We start from the raw sequence: 17,755 nt of genomic DNA on the forward strand, positions 1-17,755 counted from the left end.
AGTCCACACTCATGGGTACCGAGCCGCGCGATCGACGAATGTTCTACGCGACGATCCTCACCGCGGGAATCGGTTTCGGGATCGTTGCCCCGTACGTCGCGTTGACCGTCACCGAGGTGGGCGGCAGCCCGACGGCGGCAGCGGTGACCGTTGCGTCGATGGGGATTTCCCTGCTGGTCGTCGACCTGCTCGCCGCCCAGTGGCTGGTCGGCGGCGGCACCCGGGTGATCTTGACCGCCTCGACCCTCACGTTCGCCTCGGGCTCGCTGCTCTCGGCCTTCGCGTCGATGTGGGAACTCGTCGCAGTGGGCCGGGTCGTTCAGGGTGTCGGTGCGGCGATGTTCATGAGCGGTGGTGCCAGTCTGGCGATGCGCCTGGTGCGGTCGGATTCGGCGGACGGCCGCAGCATGATCCGTGTGTTCAACGCGGTGTGGTTCGCCGGCATCGCGCTCGGCCCGCTGATCGGCGGTGGTGTCATCGCTGCCGATCCCGGACTGCCGGGGCTTCGGTTGCTGTTCGTGATCTCGGTGGTGGCGTGCACGGTGGCGGGAATGGCCGGGTGGTTTCTCGTGCCGCGAGTCGATCCCACGCCGGCGAGGGTCTTCGGACCGCCACGGGCGTTGTACGGCAAACGAATTCCCGGGCGCTCGGTCTTGGTGCTCGCCGCGGCCGGGCAGGTAGTGCGGGCCGCGATCGCCATGACCCTCATTCCGCTCATCTGCGGTGCGCAGCAGATGGATTCGGTGTCGATCGCCGTCACCCTGTTCGCGCTCGCGGTGACCGACACGGCGTCGATGTTTCTCGCTCCCAAGATCATTCGCGAATCGTGGCACCCGTTCGTGTTGGCGGCGGCGCTGGTCTGGGGTGCCGGAGTGTGCACGGCCCTTGCTTTCTGGTCTACGGGACCATTGCAGGTCGTGGCATTGGCTCTGGCGATGGGCTTCGCGGTCGGGGTGTCCTGGATCATGCCTGCTCTGATCGCTGTCGAGGTCATCCGACCCACTGCCGACGCGCTCAGCTTGTACCGGATCGCCAGCGACATCGGCCTACTCGTCGGCGGCGCACTGACCGCGCTGGCCCTGGCGACCGTGGGATTGCGTCCCACTCTGCTTGCCGCGGGCATCGCCATGGTGCTCCTCGCAGTTGTCGCTGCGCACCTCGGCCGACGCATGCGCACCCAAGGGATCGTCGTCGGCGATCCGCCACGCCACAAGAGAGGACACGTTCATGCCCTTCCCATCGATTGACCAGTTCGCGGTGTTCGCCACCACTCTCGACATCGAACACTCGCCGGAACGACTCGAGCAGGCATATGAATCGAGCAAACGAGAGCTCCCCGACATCAAGAGACTGCGGGCGCTTGCACTCGACTACGTCGGCGAGGTCAGCGAACCCTGCCACGGACTGGCCTTCATCGCCGGAGCAACGGAGGAAAAGTGAGATCCACGGATTTGGCGGAATTGACGGCGTCGGAACTGATCACGGGCTACTCATCACGCGAGTTCACGTGCACTGACGCCGTCGAGGCCTGCATCACACGGATCGGCGACACCGATCCGGTGCTGAACACGATCATCACCGAGGTCTTCGACCAGGCCAGAGAACATGCCGCGCAGTCGGATGCGCGGTGGGCGGCGGGAACGCAGCGTTCGCTCGAAGGCGTTCCCTACGGCTTGAAAGACATCGTGGCCACCGCCGGAATCCCCACCACGGGCGGTTCGGTGATCTACAAGGATTACGTCCCGAACGCGGATGCTGTTGTCGCGAAACGCCTGTCGGACAGCGGGGCCGTACTCCTCGCGAAGCTCGCGACGTTCGAGTTCGCCTGCGGTGGTGCGGTCAACAAGACGTTCGGGCCGACCCGCAATCCGTACGATGTGACGCGGACGACCGGAGGGTCATCGAGCGGATCGGGAGCAGCGGTGGCGGCACGCCAGATGCCGTTGGCCATCGGGACCGACACCGGGGGATCGATCCGAATCCCCGCCGCCTACTGCGGGTTGTCGGGCCTCAAACCGACGTACGGCCGGGTACCACGGGCAGGGATCATGGGTTTGTCGTGGACGCTGGACCACGCTGGGCCGATGACCCGGTCGGTGCAGGACTGCGCGATCATGCTCGATGCCATTGCCGGCCCGCATCCTTCGGATCCGACGGCGCTGCCTGCGGCTTCGGAGCCGTTCGCCACCGCGATGCAGCAACCGGTCGACGGCATGCGGATCGGCCGTGATCGTCGGTTCCTCGAGAGCCGGATGCACCCCGACGTCGCCTCCGCCTACGAGCAGGCTTTGGTCGACCTCGCGGGTGCGGGCGTCACGATCGTCGACATCGATCTCGGTGACTTCGAACTCACCCAGCAAGCCGCCTGGTCGATCATCTTTGCCGAGATGCTGTCGCTGCACGAGGAACGAGTCAACGACATGGACGCGCGCGATGAGCAGGGTGCGGCCATGCTGGCTGCGACACCATTCGTGACGGCGGCCGATTACCTTCGTTCGCTGCGACTGCGCACGCGTTTTCAACGCCGGCTTTCCGAGGCGATGCAAGGTCTCGACGCTATCGTCACACCCTCGATGTCGACCCTGCCACCGGTGATCGCCGACCAGATGGTTTGTGATCTCGGTGGGGGAGAGACCGCCGCCTGGCTCGACATCGCATGCCAGTCGATGGTGCCGTTCAACTACACGGGCAACCCCGCCCTCGTCGTGCCCTCCGGCACCGTCGAGGGGATGCCGATGAGTATTCAGTTGGTGGGTCGACACCGAGACGAAGCAACCATTCTTGCTGTCGGACAAGCATTTCAATCTGTCACCGACCATCACCTGATCAGTCCGTCGGTCGCTGCTGCCTGACGGTGCACACCACCGAGGATCCGAATCCCACAGAGAAGAGATGAATGACCATGTATCTCAGCATTACCGAGGCGGCGGCAGCGCTGCGAGCAGGGGAGACCACTGCGTCGGCGTTGGTGGACGACTGTATCGATGTCGCCGACCGCTACGACGGCGACATCGGGGTCTTCCTCGCGCGGTATACCGAGTCCGCGAAGGAAGCTGCCGCGCAGGCCGACGAGAAGTTCGCGAAGGGGATCGACGAGGGGCCACTGCAAGGTATCCCTCTGGGTATCAAGGACATCATCACAACGGCAGAAGGTGAGACGACCGCCCAGAGCTTGGTGCTCGACCGCAGTTGGGGGCAGGGTGACGCACCGGTCGTTGCCCGATTGCGCGCCGCGGGTGGTGTGATCATGGGCAAGCTGACGACCATGGAGTATGCGATCGGCATGCCGGACGAGACCAAGCCGTTCCCGTACCCTCACAACCCTTGGAGCCTCGATCACTACGCCGGCGGATCGAGTTCCGGCACGGGCTCCGGTGTGGCGTCGGGGATGGTCCTGGGTGGATTGGGAACCGACACCGGCGGGAGCATTCGGTGGCCATCGGCGGTGTGCGGCATCTCCGGGATCAAGGCCACCTTCGGTCGGGTGCCCAAATCCGGTTGCGTACCACTGGGATACAGCTACGACAACATCGGACCCATGGCCCGTACGGTTGAGGACTGCGCGCTGATGCTGGGCGTCCTGGCCGGCCATGACGCGTCCGATCCGTGCTCCTCGACGGAACCGGTCGCCGACTATCTGTCGGGTTTGACCGGCTCACTCGACGGTGTGCGGATCGGGCTGGACACGCTGGAACGGTTCTGTGACGACGAGTCGTGGGACCCCTCATTGACGGCCCTCATCGCGGACTTCGTCGCGACACTCGAGGCTGCGGGTGCGGTGGTGGTGCCGGTCGAGTTGCCCTACTACCGGGAACTGACGTCGGCGACCTTCCAGGGATTCTCCTGTGAGGCATACGCTTACCATCGCCCCGACCTGCAGTCGCGATGGGACGACTTCAGTGCGGGCGCGCGGATGGCCGTAGCCGCCGGAGCACTGATCCCGGCAGGGGACTACGTCCAGATGCAACGGGTGCGACGCGCAGGACAGCGTCTGGTAGCCGAACTGTTCACCGATGTCGACCTGCTGCTGACGCCGACGACGAGTTGGCCGGCTCCACGGGTCGAGCAGACGGACCTGGGGCCGATCATGCCGACGCTGCACACGCCGTACTGGAACGCCGTGGGCAATCCCGCGCTGGCAGTTCCCGCCGGCGTCAACGCCGAGGGTTTGCCGATGTCGATGCAGATCGTCGGTCCGCCGTTCGGTGAGGCCGACGTTCTGGCCGCAGGCTATGCCTACCAGCAGCGCACGGACTTTCATCGACAATTGCCGCCCATCGTGGCGGCCCACCTGGAGGGAGCAACAACAGCATGAGCATTGACACGAAAGCACTTGTGACACAACAACTGGCAGCGGCGGGTATCGCCCCGTCGCCAGCAGAGATCGACACCCTCATCGAGGGCGCCGACGAGCGGGTGCGGCAGATGGACGCCATGTACGCCATCGCCGAGGCGCGATACGAAGAGCCCGGCTTGATCTTCCAGCCGAGACGACAGGACTGACGCCGGTACGACGCGCGGGTCGGCAGTGCACAGTGCGCTGCCGACCCGCGGTCACGTCAACCCGGCCCTCACCTGTCGACGAATTCCAGATCCGGCCACCGCGCCAGGATCGCGTCGATGACGCTGCGGCGCAGATACCCGATGTCGTCGTCGAGCGTGACGCCGATGGCGTCGAGTCCGTCGGCGATGTCGCCGTAAGTCACTTCCGCCGTCGAACGCGGCACGAGGACGTAGTAGTAGGTGCGCGCGGGGGAGGCGTCGTAGTCGATCCACTTGTGGATCACCTGCCCGGGTTCGGATGCGATGCAGCGCCGCTTTGCCCGGCCGCGGACCTTCCACACCAGCACCACGTGGTTGCCCTCGGCGTAGACGTCCTGAGCCGTCTTGCGGTCGCCGTCATTGCAGAACACTGCGATGTAAGGCTTGCCGACAATGGAATTCTCTTCGGTTGTCGCGTCGTGCTTTTCGATCAGTAGGTCGCGCTCGAACTCGGCTTCGGCAGACATGTCGTCGACCGCCGACACCTGCGTGACGAACAGCTTCGACGGGCGAGGCCACTGGTGGACCTCGTGGGTCTGCTCCCCGGACGCCTGCTCGTCGGGCGACTCCTCGTCGTCCGGCAGAGTCACGGTCGACTGATCAAAGATGTCGCACAGCTCGCGGACCCGGGCGATCGTCAGCGGCGTGGCCCGCTGTTTCCAGTCGGCGAGGCACGAGCGTGCTTCGTCGACCGTGTCGGGACTGTCGGTCAGCACGACGGCCTCCTGCAGCACGGCCTGCGAGCGGTCCGAGACGTTGGCCGACCCGACGGCCACGAACGCGTCGGAGTCGTCGGTGGCATCACAGAGCAGCATCTTGGCGTGTAGGTGAGGCAGCGAATAGACCCGCACGTCTGCCTTGAGCCACGCCAACAGCGAATGGGGGTTGGTCGACTTCTGTTCCACGGCCCGGACCGTGGCGTCGACGATGATCGACGACCCGGATCGCAGCGGAAGGTGGGTGGGCGCGTCGGCGCCCACAGAGGCGATCGCCGCGGTCACCGAGTGTTGCCGAGCGGCGATGAGGGGAGTGAGTTGGGTCCACACCGAACCGGTGAGGAGTCGGGCCGTGCGGTTGGTGCCAAGTCCGAGGGTGTCCACGAGGACTCACAGTAGAGGGCCGTCGCCGTGCTCCACCAGAGTGCGGCGCCCCTCCGATGGTCGAGTCGATCCCGGCGAGCCGACCCCCTCCGATGGTCGAGGTGTGAGGCGCCCCAGGCGCCGAACCTCGAGACCCCCGTAGCCGATTGCTGGACCTGCCCGCGCCGGAGACTCACCGAGCCGCCACCCCCTCCGATGGTCCATCCAATCGCCGCGCCGCCCCCCCACATCGATGGTCCATCCATTCGCCGCGCCGCCCCCTCCGATGGTCGAGGTGTGAGGCGCCCCGGCGCCGAACCTCGAGACCCCCGCAACCGATCGCTGGACCTACCCCACGACCAGGGTCAGGTACGCAAGGCGACCACATTCTGGGCGTTATGTGCGCCCCCTCCGCCCGGCACATCAATGCCCCAAACCATCCCTCGACCAGCGAGGATCAGTTTTGTCAGACCCCGAAGGTATGTTCGATTCATGTCCTCCGAGATCCCGCTCGACCGCGACGCTATCGCCGATGCCGTCGGCGTGCCGAGCCCGACGGATCTGTGGCTTGCGGGCGCGCATGACGAGCAGCCGAAGTCGTTCTTGGAGCAGATTCCCGAGGATGAGGACCTCTCGAAGACCGATCTGGTCGAGGTCATCGCGCATAGCGCCGCGACGATCTCGGCGGCGCACTACCGGATGCTGCAGGGCATCTCGCTGCTTCATGAGGCGCACGAGGAGGAGTACGGATGCGAGGTCGCCGAGAAGACCTCCGGTGAGTCGAGTCTTGTGGAAATCGCCGAGTCGGCGGCGAAGGCGGTCTGCGGAGTCGATCCGCGCGAGCAGTTCGGTCCGGACGGCTTGGACCGTACGGTCGCCGACGTCGGGGCCGTACTGTCGATGTCTCCGGCCGCCGCCAAAGAGATGATCAAGCTGGCCGAGGCTGCCCGCTATCGGCTGCCGTCGACCGGCGCGATGCTCGGATTCGGTCGAATTGACCTGCAACGTTTCAAGATTGTGGCTGCTGCGACCGAACTGTGTGATCCGGAGCTGCTTCCGGAGATCGACGTGAAGTTGTCGGCCATGATCGGTTCCCGTGATCAGATGTCGACGCAACGGTTCACCAACATGGTCAAGCGGGTGGTCTCCAAGGTCGACCGGTCGGTGTCTCGGCGTCATCGGGAGCGGGCACATTCTGACCGGGGCGTCGCGATCGGGCCCGATCGATTCCGGCCGGGCCAGGCGCGGATGACCGCGCAGTTGCCCACCGCCGACGGCGCTCTGGTCGGCACGCAACTCGATGCGATGGCCGAGGGCGTTCACAAGGATGACCCGCGGACCAAGAAGCAGCGGCGCGCTGACGCGTTGATCGCCCTGACGCAGGGACGCGATCGCCTCGCCTGCGAATGCGAGGACTGCACCGCGGTCGCGGATGACAGCGACAGAGACGTCGCACCCGACGACTCAGCGGTGCTCGATGCCGAAGCGCCGCAGTATGATCCGGATGCCGATGAGGCGCAAGCCCCAGAAGCGGAGCAGCTCGCAGAGCACGAACAAACCCCAGAGGAAGCGCAGACGGAGTGCACCTGCGAGTGCGCCGACCATCGTCACGAGCCGGCGGGCCCTCGCGGGACGATCTTCGTCGTGGCCAACGAGTCGACGCTGGCCGGCGAGGACGACGATGACGCGCTCATCGACGGATACGGTCCGATCGACGCCGACGCCGTCCGTCAACTCGCCGAGGCAGAGTTCACCCGCAAGGTCGGGATCTCCCGCGAGTCGGCGCTCAAGGGCATCGACGGTCTGAAGTATCGACCGGGTAAGCGTCTGCAGGCCTTCATCCGGGTGGGTGAGCTGTGCTGTACGTGGCCGGGCTGCAACGAGCCGGTCTGGAAGACCGATCTCGACCACAGCGAGCCGTTCGACCATCAACACCCCGAGCGTGGTGGTCCGACCGAAGTGTGGAACATCAAGCCACTATGCCGTTTTCACCATCGGATGAAGACCTTCGGCCGGTGGCGAGACTTCCAGGACACCATGATGACCGCGATGTTCCAGTCGCCGACCGGGCATTGGTTTGTCGGCAACGCCTTCCGCGGTGTCGACATGTTCCCCGGGCTGAAGGGTGCCCACAAACTGAGGTACCTCAAGAACAAACCACCCGATCATCCCGCCCGCAAGGCGATCGACGCGCGCCACGCCAAGGCACGCGCCGCGGATCAACGTGCCCTGAAGCGTTGGGATGACGCGCATCCGCCGCCGTACTGACCTCGTGCGGCGTGACGTCCGCGATGTTCGGAGCACAGAACCCGTCGGAGACGTCGGGTTCTGTGTGGACGTCGTCACCTGTCGACGTCCGTCTGGATTGCCACCGCGTTCGGCGTCGGCAAGCCGTTCAAGCCCAGCCCTCAGGCCGACGCCACTTCCGCCGACCCGCTGACCTTCCGCCCCGCCTGCGCGCGAATCGCCTTGCGGGTGGTGGCCGGAACTGTGGTGCGCGCGTTGGCGATGGCGCCGTCGATGAGCGCGGCGAGGTAGGGGACGACGCTGTATCCCTCGGACAACGACGACCATTGCCCGAAGACGCGTGCCGCCGATGGGTGGGCGTCCAAATCTGCGTCGGTGAACTCGGGTGTGAGCATGTGATCGCCGCGCCGCACGCGCGCCTCGCCGTTCCACTGCAGTTCCGAGGAGATGACGAACCACGTCGTGCGCCACAACCCGAAGGCTTCGTCGTCGTCGAATCCCAGGTCGTAGCAAGCAGACAGGAAATCCTCGGCCTGGGACAGGGAGGGAATACCGACGCTGGTGCCCTCGTGTAGCACGTCGGAGATCCACGGGATGTCACTCAGCTTGTCGTAGAGGTCCACCGACTGGCTCAGCAGTCGCTCACGCGGGGGACCCGAATAGCGCGACCACACGACGCGCTGGACGACTTCACCGAGCACCATCGTGAGCAGAGTGCTCTTGTTGGGCACGTAGTAGTACACGGCCATCGGTCGCAGATGTAACTCGGCGGCGAGGTGGCGCATGTTGAGGGCGTCGACCCCGCCCTCGTCGAGAATGCGGATCGCCACGTCCACGATGTGCCGCCGTCGTTCGATGTTCGCGCCGTCCATCTTTGCCATTCTTAACGACACTTCGGTCAATAGCGAGTAGGACCAAGGTCCCGATACTGTTCATTTGACTAAGGAAATGCATATCAACCTGCAACTATCTCGGACGAATCCAGTTGGGATGGCACAGAGGCTCTGGCGGAAGCTCGAAACGAATTCTCCGGAATGAACTCAACCACTTTTCGAATATTCGCAACTGCTGAATGATGATGACGTCGAGCATGTTCCGAGAACTACGAGACGTCCACCTCGTGGATCGGCGGGGTGACACCGCCGACCGCAGAGGCCGTTCCGGTTCCGTTCGCCCGACTGACTGCGCCATCGATCAATGCAGCAATGTGCGGTGCAATGGAGTACGTCTCGCGCAATTCGACCCACTGCTCCAAGAAATGTGCAGCCAAGGGACGATCGGTCAATTCCTCGGTGGTGAAGTCTGGTGCCGTGCTCTCACCGGGTTGCGCGCTGTGGGTTTGTGCGCTGCTCATCAACTCCGAGGATACGAGGAACCAGATGGAGCGCCAGAGCCCGAATGACTCGACGGCGTCGAGGCCCAATTCGTGACAGGCCACCAAGAACTGTTCTGCTTGTTCGGGGCTCGGATGTGTCGGCTGGGCGCCGGCGGCCAGCAGGTCGGGAATCCACGTGATCGACGACAGTCGCGTGTACAGGTCCATCGACTGGCTCAGCAGTCGTGTCTGCGGCGGCCCGCAATAGGTGCCGCTCTCGAGACGGTCGAGGGTCTCGGTGAGCACCATCGTCAGGAGTGCACTCTTGTTGGGGACGTAGTAGTAGAGCGTCATCGGTCGGAGGTGGAGGTGGGCGGCGAGGCCACGCATGTTCAGGGACCCGACGCCGCTGTCATCGAGGATGTCGATTGCTGCTTTGACGATCTGGTGGATCCGTGACTGATGACTGAATGGCTCCACGGTCCGATTCTGAACCAGCGCCATACGATCTGCCAGTTATGGGCGATTCTGCAACGGCCACCGGTCGATCGCCTCGATCACCCGCTGCACCAGACTGAAACTGCCAGGCCACATGTCGATGCCGCTGAGTTCGTCGACGTCGAACCACGCGAACGCCGACGCTTCGTCGGCGCTCGTGGGTCGCAGGGACACGTCGGTCGGCATTGTTGCCGCATAACAGGTGCTGACGGCGTGCTTGCGGGGATCGCTACCGAACGGGTGGATGGGCGCGGGCTGCTCATGCGCAAGCCCGAGCCTCGGTGGGAACCACTCGCTGACAACGGGATACCGCAACACATCGAAGTCGATGGCCGCCGCAGCGTCGGCCTCGGAGTCGAAGGTGAACGTGTCGTACGAGTGGCGGACAAGGCCGGCGCGCAGTGTCTCGCCGAAACGGACGCGTCCACCGACCTGACACCACACGTGGGAGGTCCGAACGGGGTCGGGGAACGGACGACTGATGAGCCCGACCCGCAGCACCTCGCCAGTGGCGGGATCGAGGTCCACCGGAAAGAAGTCGACGCAGCAGATCGGCATCGAGCGCTGGATGGCGTTCCATGTTTCGGGGGACAGCCAGCCGTCGGTGGCCTCTGCGTCGGTCTTATGGATCATTCGACAACTGTATCCGCGACCGAAGTGTAAACCCTGAAAGCTCGGACGCGCTTTGCCGACCTAAGCCTGAATCCACCGAACGATCAGCCGCGTAGCAGCGTGTCGAACTGAAGAAAGTGCCCCCTGAACTGGGAAGATTGGAGTTCTCACACAACAAATCCACCAGGTCACGAAAGGCACTTCCGGTGAAAGTGTCCCACAAGTTCATCGACGGCTCCGCCGTGTTCGACGAGGACAACCTCGTCTCGTGCGCCGGACTGGTCCCGGTCATGACACTGGCCGAACACACCCACCTGCCGGACCTGCTCACCGAGAAGGTCTCGATCACCACCACGAAGGTCACCTCCGGGGCCGCGAACCCGGCACCGAAACTGCTCACCCTGATCGCCGGGATGTGCGCCGGCGCCGACAGCATCGACGATATCGACCTGCTGCGCTCGGGCGGCATGCCACACCTGTTCGCAGGCGTCTACGCGCCCTCGACTGTGGGAACGCTGCTGCGCGAGTTCAGCTTCGGTCATGCACGTCAGCTCGAATCCGTGCTCCGCGAACACCTGATCGCACTCGCCGCCCGGGTCGAGATCCTGCCCGGTCTGGCCGAGCAGGCGTTCATCGACATCGACTCGCTGCTGCGCCCGGTCTACGGCCACGCCAAACAAGGCGCGAGCTACGGACACACGAAAATCGCCGGCAAACAGATCCTGCGCAAAGGCCTGTCCCCGCTGGCCACGACCATCAGCACCGCCGACTCCGCGCCGATCATCACCGGCATGCGACTGCGGGCCGGGAAGGCCGGCTCGGGTAAAGGTGCAGGTCGGATGGTTACTCAGGCCATCGTCACCGCCCGCCAGGCCGGCGCGACCGGGACCATCGTGGTCCGTGGGGACTCTGCGTACGGCACCCGCGCGGTCATCTCCGCGTGTCTGCGCGCGAAAGTGTGTTTCTCGCTCGTCCTGGCCAAGAACACCGCCGTCCAACGCGCGATCGACTCGATTCCCGACGAGGCGTGGACCGCGGTGAAATATCCCGGTGCCGTGCGTGACCCGGACACCGGTGCCTGGATCTCCGATGCCGAGGTCGCCGAAACCACTTACACCGCTTTCGCTGCCACCAGGACTCCGGTCACCGCCCGGTTGATCGTGCGCCGCGTCAAAGACGCCCGCTTCCCCGACGCGTTGTTTCCGGTGTGGCGATATCACCCGTTTTTCACCAACACCAGCGCCCACACCGTCGATGCTGATGTCACCCATCGCCGGCACGCGATCATCGAAACCGTCTTCGCCGACCTCATCGACGGGCCCCTGGCGCACATGCCGTCGGGGAGGTTCGGGGCGAATTCGGCATGGGTGCTCTGCGCGGCGATCGCCCACAATCTGCTGCGCGCGACCGGTGTTCTTGCAGGTGGCGGGCATTCGCGCGCCCGTGGGGCGACGCTACGCCGCAAGATCGTCAACCTTCCCGCCCGATTGTGTCGACCGCAACGAAGACCGATCTTGCGACTGCCCACGCACTGGCCCTGGTCGGCTGCCTGGCTTCGACTGTGGGCCAACACCATCGGCCACAGTCCGCCCTCGACCACCTGAACACTGACCGACCCGCCGAGACGGCACGACCGGAGCCGCACCGTGGAAAAGCTGGGCAAACCAGCGGTTACTTCACGCCCTGAGCCCGCACTCGTCTGGAATCCAGATCCGGATCGACCTTCAAGGACTCATCGGTGGATTCAGGCTAAGTGGTCGGCCGCCGAGATCTGGTCGGGTCGACGCTGTGGCGATTGGTTCGAGGCGAAGGTGTTCTCGGATCTGGTGGGTCGCACGAGTAGTGAACGCAATCTGACCGATCGAGGCTCGATACTCGACTCCTTCGAGGAGGCTCGACCCACTCTGTCATGCCCGCAGCAGCCGAGGTGGAGCATTCTCGTCAGCAGCACCTACCGCGTCGACTTCCGACTTGCGCTCAGAGAACCTACAGATCCAGGCCAATGTGCTTGATGAGACGTGCAATAAAGGGGTCCGCATCTGTTGTCCTTGATTTCATTGTGCATCTATCCCAGATTCGCCGATCAGCCATCCGCGGAGATTTGCTTCTTGGCGGGACCTCTGGAGCCGACCAACAATGCATATGCGAAAGCCAGCATCGCCGACACACTCAACATCCGAGTACGCCAGTAGTCCGCATTGCCGGCGACTCCCGGTGATGCCTACCAACCAGCCCTTGTGACCCTGCGACAACTTCTTGCCGACGTCCTCCCACGTGCTGTGCGTGTTGATTCAGAGATATGCCGTAGCGCGTTAGGCGGGCGACGTGGTAGTTACCAAAGTAAGACCGACACACCCAGGCGAGCATTCCTTTGTATAGACGACAAGGCATCGGCATGGCTGTATCTGCTCGAGAACCTCGACAGTCGCAAACAGGAGGATGCGGGGACGGACATCGACGACTTGCTGGGGAGTTCGCCGCTGCGGTGTCCCGAGGTAGCCCGATTGGAGAACGAAAGACGTTGGAATGCAGCCTAGTCCGACGATGCTCCGAGAGACCTTCACCCGTGTCAGCACGTTGCGGAACTGCAGGTGGTCGCCATGGACCAGTCTGGACAGAGGCGTCGGTGGGCACCATCGAGTTGTGCCGCGAGAACAACCGTAGCTCTCTGCGGCGCTGGCAAGAATGTTTGCAATGAAGGAATTCTGTTAGCCGCGTTAAGAAACCTATCCACTGCTCGGCTCTACCTCAAGTATTGCGAATTACGACTTTAGCCAACAGAAGCCTCGCCTGCCGCGCTTTCGAAAAAGTTGAAAGTGCTGTAGTTCGTTTGAGTGAATCTAGCCGCGAGGGGCTTGCAAACATTGTTTCATTCAGATTTCACGCTGTAACAGCCGTGAGCGCCACGACGTCGTGGCACCGCGTGCAGACGGCGAGAATAGCCAAATACACAGGGCTGCAGCACTATTCAACCGGGCGCCCGACGCCCTTTCATGAGCGTGTGAGACGCTCGTCACACGTCCCGGGTTCGCATGTCAAAACTTCCGAATTGTGTGGAACCTGAGAGCAAGCTATCTTTTTCGTACACGTCCGAACCGGGCATCGAACAGAAACCGGGCCGTGGCGCTATCGCACGAAATCGGGAATGACTAAGCAGGGACTTTGGTGTCCGGGGAAGGGCTGTTCGCCTACGGTCGTCCCCGTTCAACACGACGGGAGGTGCACACTGTGTGTACTGTGAGCGCGTTCGGTTGGACTCTTCGGGGGAAGTTGTGACCGCTAATCGCGATCTTAGGATTGGTCGTCGGCCGCTAGCAGCGGACGACGACAGTCATGTCCGCACGCCACAGTCATGGGTGCTCGGGTACCTGCGAACTGTCGCCTGGGGTGACTTTGCAATCGTGGTCGCGTCGATCGCGCTGGCGCAGCTGGTCAGATTCGGTTCCGGCGACCCCCTGGAAGCTAACGGCGAGTCGGGTATTCCCGCCGCGTTCGTCTCGGTCGTGCTCGCAGTCGCGTGGCTGGCAGCGCTTCGCGTGTTCCACACGCTCGATCGTCGGGTCATTGGTTCGGGACCCGACGAGTACAGCCGCGTCGTCACCGCGTGCCTGTCGGTGTTCGGTGTGCTGGCGATGGTGGACCTCTTGTTCCGGCTCAACATTGCCCGCGGTTTCCTCCTGATCGCGTTGCCAGTGGGCACCCTCAGCCTTGTCGCAGCACGCTGGTACTGGCGGAAGCGACTCACACGTCAGCGTCAACGGGCACGCCACCTGGAGAAGCTTCTCGTGGTCGGATCGGTCGGGGCTTCCGCCCCCTTGGTCAAGAGGCTGCTGAACACCCCCACTCTGGGCTACGACGTGATGGGTGTATGCCTGCCGCCGAGTAGGAGGGGCACACCCGAGGAATTGCGCATTGACGACCGCCACGTTCCCGTGTTCGGTGACTTCGACGATGTGACGTTGGCGGTCAAACACACCGGCGCGACCACCGTGGCGGTGACCTCCACCGAAGCGCTGGGACATCAAGCGATGCAGGACTTGTCGTGGGACCTCGAAGGCATGAACGTCGAGATGCTGGTCTCGCCCGGAGTCACCGATGTGGCCGGCCCTCGCATGATGGTCCGGCCAGTCGCGGGTCTGCCGTTGCTCCATATCGACAAGCCCCGGTACGAGGGGGCCAATCGGTTCCGAAAGGCTGCACTCGACAGAGTGGGGGCACTGGCCACGCTGGTGATGCTCGCCCCGATCATGGTCGCTGTCGCGATCGCCATCAAGGTCGACTCTGCCGGCCCGATCTTCTACCGAGCTGTGCGCATCGGGCTGAACAACAAGCCGTTCCAGATGTGGAAGTTCCGATCGATGGTGCGGGACGCCGACAAGCGAAAGCACGAGCTCGCCCACCTCGATGAGGGAGCAGGGGTGCTGTTCAAGATGCGCGACGATCCTCGCGTGACCAGAGTGGGCCAGTTCATTCGGCGCTACAGCCTCGACGAGCTTCCTCAGCTCTTCAACGTCGTCACGGGAAGTATGAGCCTCGTCGGACCGCGTCCACCGCTGCCGGACGAGGTCGCGAAGTACGACGGGCGAATCGCACGCCGCATGCTCGTGAAGCCGGGAATCACCGGGCTCTGGCAAGTCTCCGGCCGATCCGACCTCTCATGGGAAGAGTCTGTGCGACTGGACCTCTCGTACGTCGAGAACTGGTCGATCATGCAAGACCTTGTCATCCTCTGGCGTACCGCCAAGGCCGTGCTGGCGAAAGAAGGAGCGTACTAATGCGGATGGTTGTGTTGGGCCTCGGCTACCTCGGCGCGACCCATGCGGCGTGCATGGCCGAGCTCGGACATGAGGTACTCGGAGTTGAGGTAGTCCCGGAGAAGCGCGACAGCCTTGCCCGGGGTGAAGTGCCCTTCTACGAGCCCGAGCTTCCGGAGCTGCTGAAGAAGCACATCGACACAGGCAGGCTGCGGGTCACCGACTCTTACGCCGAGGCTGCCGACTTCGCAGATGTTTTCTTTGTTGCGGTTGGAACGCCCCAGAAGAAAGGAGAGTACGGAGCCGACTTGCGATTTGTAGATTCGGCAATCGAGGAACTGGTTCCGCTCCTCGCTCAAGACGCTCTGATACTGGGCAAGTCAACCGTACCGGTGGGCACCGCACTCCGACTCAGCGAGCGATCTGAGGAGCTGGCGAAGGACATCGATGTCGAGATAGCTTGGAATCCAGAGTTCCTCCGCGAGGGCTTCGCAGTCAGAGACACGCTACATCCCGATAGGGTGGTACTCGGACAGTTCAGCGGAGGCAGAGCAGAGGTTGTGTGCCGGGAGATCTATGCTTCGATTCTCCAGGAAGGGACACCATTCATAGTCACTGATCCACCCACTGCCGAACTAGTTAAGACTTCAGCTAACGCGTTTCTGGCCACAAAGATCTCATTCATCAATGCTATAGCAGAGGTGTGTGACGCAGCGAATGCCGATGTAAAGGCAATCGCCGACGCCATCGGATTTGATGCTCGGATTGGAAGGAAGTACCTGAACGCCGGCCTAGGGTTTGGTGGCGGTTGCCTGCCGAAGGATATACGAGCCTTCATGGCAAGAGCGGGCGAGCTAGGGGCTGCAGAGGCTCTTTCATTCCTACGTGAGGTCGATAACGTAAACATGCGACGACGAACTAGAATGGTGGAGTTAACCCGAAAAGTCTGCGGAGGGTCTTTGGTTGGTGCCCAAATCGCGATTCTAGGGTGTGCATTCAAACCCGAATCCGATGACGTTCGCGATTCCCCAGCTCTCAATGTCGCCGGACAAATTCAACTGCAGGGAGCCTCGGTTAGCGTATATGACCCAAAGGCGGCAGAAAACGCTAAAAAACTCTTTCCAACGCTTGACTATGCGCCTTCAATAGAGCACGCAACCAGAAACGCCGACGCGATCCTTGTTCTTACCGAATGGAAAGAATTTGAGAATATGGACCCGAATAGCGTGCGCGAATGGGTACGGAAGCTAAACATAATAGATGGCCGCATGTGTCTTGAGCCTACACGCTGGCGTCAAGCTGGATGGACCTATACGGCGTGACTGACCTAACGATGAGCAGAGCGATTCACACGATGAATGACCGGAAGGAAGTGCCTAAGCTTCCGAGGTCGGTGTCGATTGCCAGTGTAGTAATCGCGGTAGGTATCGTCATCTTAGCTATGCGAACGCCTACGCTCAGGTATGCAGATGAACTAGAATACTGGAACTTAGCTCACAGCATTGTTACAGGCCGTGGCTATTCAAACGAGGGGCTCGCAACTGCATGGCGACCTCCGGCATGGCCATTTATGCTTGCACCGACGCAAGCCGTTGGCGTGCGATATGCCGTGCTCTTGCCAGTGTTGTGTGTGATCGCCTCGGCATTCTTGGCGGGCGCCGCTACAGCGGAAATAACAAGAAATAGATGGGGCTGGCTTGCTACTCCATTCACGCTTCTGTACCCGCTCAACATCTATACTGCTACAACTCTTTACCCGCAAGCCTTCGCAACACTGCTGGTGATGGCACTGTACTTCGTGGCTCTACGCGCCTACGCCCTGATCGGAAGGCTAGCCATAACGACGGCGTTCGCCGCTGGCATATGTGGCGCTCTCTTAGCACTATCCGTACCAACGCTTGCCGCGACCGCAGCTTTCGTCGTGGTCTATATAGTCGCACAATGGATAAGATATCACCGTCAGATGGCGGCCACGGTAACCCTCGTCACGTTTGTAACCCCCATACTAATATGGAGTACTAGAAATTGGATAGTGCTTGGGAGTCCAGTCGCGCTTAGCACCTCTGGAGGTCTCAACTTACTATTAGGTAACAATCCAGACGCGCGCGCAGATTCAGGAACTGCAGTCGACATCAGCCACTACCAGCGCGCAGCCGGTCCGTTAAACGAAATCGCGCGTGACCACTACATGCAGGGGGCGGCACTGGGCTGGATAAGGGATCATCCTGGAGACGCAGGAGAGCTCTATGTCAAAAAGCTGCTCAACTACTTTAATCCCTATAACGCACCGGTGACGGCCGTCGGGGGTAACGGACACGAGAAAATAATTCTTTGGACCTGCGCTATAACTATCGTGATGTTCGTAGCCGCCAGAGTTTGGTACCGCGCGCTAGTTCCTTTCCGCGCGGCCGAGTCATTGTTCTGTCTGATTTTCCTGATCAACGCTCCGATAATGGCGGTATTCTTTACACGAACCAGATTTCGCCAGCCCCTAGATAATATATTAATAATCGAGGCCACGATCGGCGTGTTGATCGCATCGACACTGCTGGCCCAGCTCTACTCGATCAGACGCCGAAGCCGGCGAGGAGTGCAAGTAAGCGGAGGGTCGATGCAATGATACCTAAGAATCGCGAGAAACCTCGACATGTAGACCGAGTGATAGTTCACCAAACTGACATTACGAATCCCGCGCCAGGCGGGATCGA

At 62.5% G+C, this 17,755-nt stretch carries 14 protein-coding genes; 10 read left to right on the forward strand and 4 right to left on the reverse strand.

Translation table 11 applies throughout. The features are described 5' to 3' along the window. Nucleotides 1-11: 11 nt before the first annotated feature. The 5 genes from AC5ZH6_RS05890 to AC5ZH6_RS05910 are packed head-to-tail and all read left to right on the forward strand — an operon-like array spanning nt 12 to nt 4,503. A complete protein-coding gene (locus AC5ZH6_RS05890; RefSeq protein WP_288336525.1) occupies nt 12-1,247 on the forward strand; it encodes an MFS transporter in 1,236 nt (411 codons plus the stop codon). Continuing rightward, a complete protein-coding gene (locus tag AC5ZH6_RS05895) occupies nt 1,228-1,440 on the forward strand; it encodes a hypothetical protein (RefSeq protein ID WP_265077543.1) in 213 nt (70 codons plus the stop codon). Before AC5ZH6_RS05890 ends, AC5ZH6_RS05895 begins: the two co-directional genes overlap by 20 nt. Beyond that, on the forward strand, nt 1,437-2,852 hold the full coding sequence (locus AC5ZH6_RS05900) for an amidase (RefSeq protein ID WP_288336523.1): 1,416 nt from the start codon (nt 1,437-1,439) through the stop codon (nt 2,850-2,852). The genes AC5ZH6_RS05895 and AC5ZH6_RS05900 overlap by 4 nt, the downstream gene beginning before the upstream one ends. Nucleotides 2,853-2,896: 44 nt before the next feature. Then, nucleotides 2,897-4,315: an amidase gene (locus tag AC5ZH6_RS05905; protein ID WP_496168650.1), complete on the forward strand. Its 1,419-nt coding sequence runs from the start codon at nt 2,897-2,899 to the stop codon at nt 4,313-4,315. Next, nucleotides 4,312-4,503 carry a hypothetical protein gene (locus tag AC5ZH6_RS05910; RefSeq protein WP_288336522.1) on the forward strand — a complete coding sequence of 64 codons (192 nt, stop codon included), beginning with the start codon at nt 4,312-4,314 and terminating at the stop codon, nt 4,501-4,503. Before AC5ZH6_RS05905 ends, AC5ZH6_RS05910 begins: the two co-directional genes overlap by 4 nt. 68 nt (nt 4,504-4,571) lie before the next feature. On the opposite strand, the gene AC5ZH6_RS05915 is transcribed toward AC5ZH6_RS05910, so the two are convergent. Then, entirely contained in the window at nt 4,572-5,642 is a 1,071-nt protein-coding gene (locus AC5ZH6_RS05915) for a phospholipase D-like domain-containing protein (protein WP_288336521.1), read from the reverse strand. A gap of 471 nt (nt 5,643-6,113) precedes the next feature. Here AC5ZH6_RS05915 and AC5ZH6_RS05920 point away from each other — a divergent pair, with 471 nt between their 5' ends. Then, nucleotides 6,114-7,889, forward strand: a complete 1,776-nt coding sequence (locus AC5ZH6_RS05920) for an HNH endonuclease signature motif containing protein (protein ID WP_496168652.1) — start codon at nt 6,114-6,116, stop codon at nt 7,887-7,889. 140 nt (nt 7,890-8,029) lie between these two features. Here AC5ZH6_RS05920 and AC5ZH6_RS05925 read toward each other — a convergent pair whose 3' ends face one another. The 3 genes from AC5ZH6_RS05925 to AC5ZH6_RS05935 all read right to left on the reverse strand — a co-directional run bounded on the left by AC5ZH6_RS05925 (nt 8,030) and on the right by AC5ZH6_RS05935 (nt 10,314). Further along, nucleotides 8,030-8,740 (reverse strand): TetR/AcrR family transcriptional regulator, encoded by a 711-nt coding sequence (locus AC5ZH6_RS05925; protein WP_496168654.1) that lies wholly within the window; start codon nt 8,738-8,740, stop codon nt 8,030-8,032. Nucleotides 8,741-8,970: 230 nt separating this feature from the next. Beyond that, the gene (locus tag AC5ZH6_RS05930; RefSeq protein WP_496168655.1) at nt 8,971-9,663 is read right to left on the reverse strand and encodes a TetR/AcrR family transcriptional regulator; all 693 of its coding nucleotides are present in this window, start codon (nt 9,661-9,663) and stop codon (nt 8,971-8,973) included. 36 nt (nt 9,664-9,699) lie between these two features. Continuing rightward, on the reverse strand, nt 9,700-10,314 hold the full coding sequence (locus AC5ZH6_RS05935; RefSeq protein WP_496168656.1) for a DUF4916 domain-containing protein: 615 nt from the start codon (nt 10,312-10,314) through the stop codon (nt 9,700-9,702). 185 nt (nt 10,315-10,499) lie between these two features. Here AC5ZH6_RS05935 and AC5ZH6_RS05940 point away from each other — a divergent pair, with 185 nt between their 5' ends. From AC5ZH6_RS05940 to AC5ZH6_RS05955, 4 genes are all read left to right on the forward strand, one after another. After that, nucleotides 10,500-11,897 carry an IS1380 family transposase gene (locus tag AC5ZH6_RS05940; RefSeq protein ID WP_288338282.1) on the forward strand — a complete coding sequence of 466 codons (1,398 nt, stop codon included), beginning with the start codon at nt 10,500-10,502 and terminating at the stop codon, nt 11,895-11,897. 1,668 nt (nt 11,898-13,565) lie between these two features. Continuing rightward, the gene (locus AC5ZH6_RS05945; RefSeq protein ID WP_496168658.1) at nt 13,566-15,068 is read left to right on the forward strand and encodes a sugar transferase; all 1,503 of its coding nucleotides are present in this window, start codon (nt 13,566-13,568) and stop codon (nt 15,066-15,068) included. Continuing rightward, nucleotides 15,068-16,369: a UDP-glucose dehydrogenase family protein gene (locus AC5ZH6_RS05950; RefSeq protein ID WP_496168659.1), complete on the forward strand. Its 1,302-nt coding sequence runs from the start codon at nt 15,068-15,070 to the stop codon at nt 16,367-16,369. Before AC5ZH6_RS05945 ends, AC5ZH6_RS05950 begins: the two co-directional genes overlap by 1 nt. Before the next feature lie 11 nt (nt 16,370-16,380). Beyond that, nucleotides 16,381-17,667 carry a glycosyltransferase family protein gene (locus AC5ZH6_RS05955; protein WP_496168661.1) on the forward strand — a complete coding sequence of 429 codons (1,287 nt, stop codon included), beginning with the start codon at nt 16,381-16,383 and terminating at the stop codon, nt 17,665-17,667. Nucleotides 17,668-17,755 lie beyond the last annotated feature (88 nt).

It is taken from the genome of Gordonia sp. YC-XJ4 (assembly GCF_059511865.1).